This is a genomic window from uncultured Thiodictyon sp. (genome assembly GCA_903837595.1).
Taxonomy (GTDB): domain Bacteria; phylum Pseudomonadota; class Gammaproteobacteria; order Chromatiales; family Chromatiaceae; genus Thiodictyon.
The window spans coordinates 1-2,303 of sequence record CAILVI010000053.1; the positions used below are offsets into that span (position 1 = coordinate 1).

The window sequence follows — 2,303 nt, forward strand, 5'->3', positions numbered from 1 at the left end:
CCGCTGTCGCTCGAATAAAAAGGTGGGGAGCCCTTGGGCAGCCACAGCAGCCTGCCACCATTGGCGGAGATGGCGATCGCACCGGGACCGTTGGTGATAGCCGGCGACGGAGTGCTGCCAAACAGGGTCCACGTCGTTCCACCGTCCAGCGAGCAGGAACCCCGCGCGGTGCCGGCAGTGTGCGTGCGGACCACCTGTGCGGACTTCATCTCGGCGAAGTCGATGCTGGTGCTGCTGAAGAACGCCGGCTGGTACATGCCGGCGGGAGGAGAAGCCTTCAGGTCGTCATGCCGGAAACCGTCGACATCGAAGATCGCGCTCAACAGCGGTGCTCCGGCCGGCGGGCTGATCAAGGCGGACGGAACCGTTTCCTCCAGGCCGTCATCGCGGAAGGTCCATCGGGTTGTCTGGCCTGAATCCGCCGCGGTTACGTTGTCACAGGCCCAGACGCCGTATCCCGTGACGAAGATGGCCCGGTCCGGGTTGAAGGGATCGATCTTGATGTCGCCCATCCAATGCGGCTGGTACCGCGCGGTATAGGGCGCAGAGGCGTGATCCCAAGCGGCTTTGGCGCGCAGGGCCGTCCAAGTGGCGCCGCCGTCCGTGCTGCGGAAAATCTCGTCGCCAACGTGCCAGCGATCGAGGGTGGTGACCATGAGGATGCCGGGGCGCCGGGCATCAAGCGCCAGGCCGGCATAGCCAAACTTGTCATCACCGGCGGGCTTGACCGGCGTGATGTCAGTCCAGGTGCCGGCAGCGGGATTGAACTTCCAGACGCTGCCATCGGTCAGACTGCTTGGTCCGAGGTGATTGGCATACGTCAGATAGAGCATGCCGGCGTCGTCGAGGACGGCATGGTGGGGAATGACCCCGGTAGGCTGGCCGGGGACCGCCGCCCAGGTTTTGCCGCCGTCCGTGCTGCGATAGAGACCGGTCTCCAGGCTGTTCGCGCCGACGTAGAGGGTGGGGGTGGGATTGCCCGGCTGGTCGCTGTGCTGGTCGAAGAGCACCCAAGTGACACTGGCAGCTGGAAAGCTGGCGACCTGATGCCAGGTGTCGGGCTGATGGCCGGTACTCATCCACAATCCGTCATGGCTCGTGCCGAGAACAAGGATGCCGCCATCGTGGGGATCGACCTGCAGGCGCTCGCCGGTGGAGCGGCCGTCCTCGTTGCCCCCGAGTTTGAAGGGCAGGACCGCGCGGCTCCAGGTGGCGCCCTGATCCGCCGACCAGAGCAGCGCCGCATGGTTCTTCTCCCACGGCTGGGTGTACTGGCCGCAGGCGAGGTAAAGGAGATGGGCGTCGTTGGGGTCGACCGCCAGACTCAGGACTCCCAGCTGTGTGGAGTTTTCTCTCCCCAGCATGTCATTCAGTGGAATCCAGAAACCGCCTACCTGATTCCAGCGATAGGCCCCGCCGACGTCGGTGCGGGCGTAGACCAGATCGCGCTGCGCGGAATGAAATACGATGCCGGAGACAAAACCGCCTCCACCGATCTTCACGTTCCGCCAGACATACGGCTGGTGGGATGGACCGGCGGCGAAAGCCGATATCAGGCCTGACAGAAGGCCGGCGATCGATGCGACACGCCCAAAGGATGGAAGGGTTTTCATGAGGACTTAGGGTAGAGTGATCTGGCAGCACCCGGCACATGGTGCGATTCCGCACCCATTCAGCGGCGTGATTTAACCATAAACCTAGAGCGCCCCTTGGGCCTTTCAAGGTCGATTCACTCACCCGCCACCTCCTGCTGTCGTGAAGTCAGTTGTCGGACTCCCATTGCCCGAGAGCGGGCAAACCGATCACTTCTGCAGAAGGTCTGGCGTCAATCATGACGACCCTTGGCATCGACGTCCTGCCTTGTTCGTACCGCTGGTGCACCGGGCAATTTGGTGGAAGGAGGGCAGGATTCCTAAAAACTGACTGGCTTCCACGGGTAATTTAGCGCTAAACTAGCGTTCGCCTGTTTTTCTGCCATGAAATTTACCGATGGCCAATGGATGCTGCAGCCGGGCGTGTCCGCCTTTCACCCGGCCGAGGCGCATGAGGTCAGCGAGCAGGACGGCACCCTCGTGATCCATGCCCCCACGCGCCCGATCCGCCATCGCGGCGACACGCTGGGCGGCCCGCTTCTCACCATCCGCATCAGTGCACCCATGGCGGATGTGATCCGCGTCCGCATCGAGCATTTCTCCGGCCCGGTGGACCGCGGCCCCCACATCCCGCTCATGCCGCAGGCCCGGCCGGCCGTCTCGATCGAGAACGGCCCGCAGGAGGCGGTGTTGCGCTCGGGCGGTCTGGCC

General features: G+C 63.9%; 1 protein-coding gene and 1 pseudogene. One reads left to right on the top strand and one right to left on the bottom strand.

Going from position 1 to position 2,303, the window contains the following annotated elements:
* On the bottom strand, positions 1–1,613 hold a 1,613-nt coding region (locus tag QZY44_RS02835), incomplete at its 3' end, for a sialidase family protein (protein ID WP_295441957.1).
* Positions 1,614–1,976: 363 nt separating this feature from the next.
* On the opposite strand from QZY44_RS02835, the pseudogene QZY44_RS02840 reads away from it, so the two are divergent.
* A pseudogene (locus QZY44_RS02840) lies at positions 1,977–2,303 on the top strand (hypothetical protein); the annotation flags it as partial.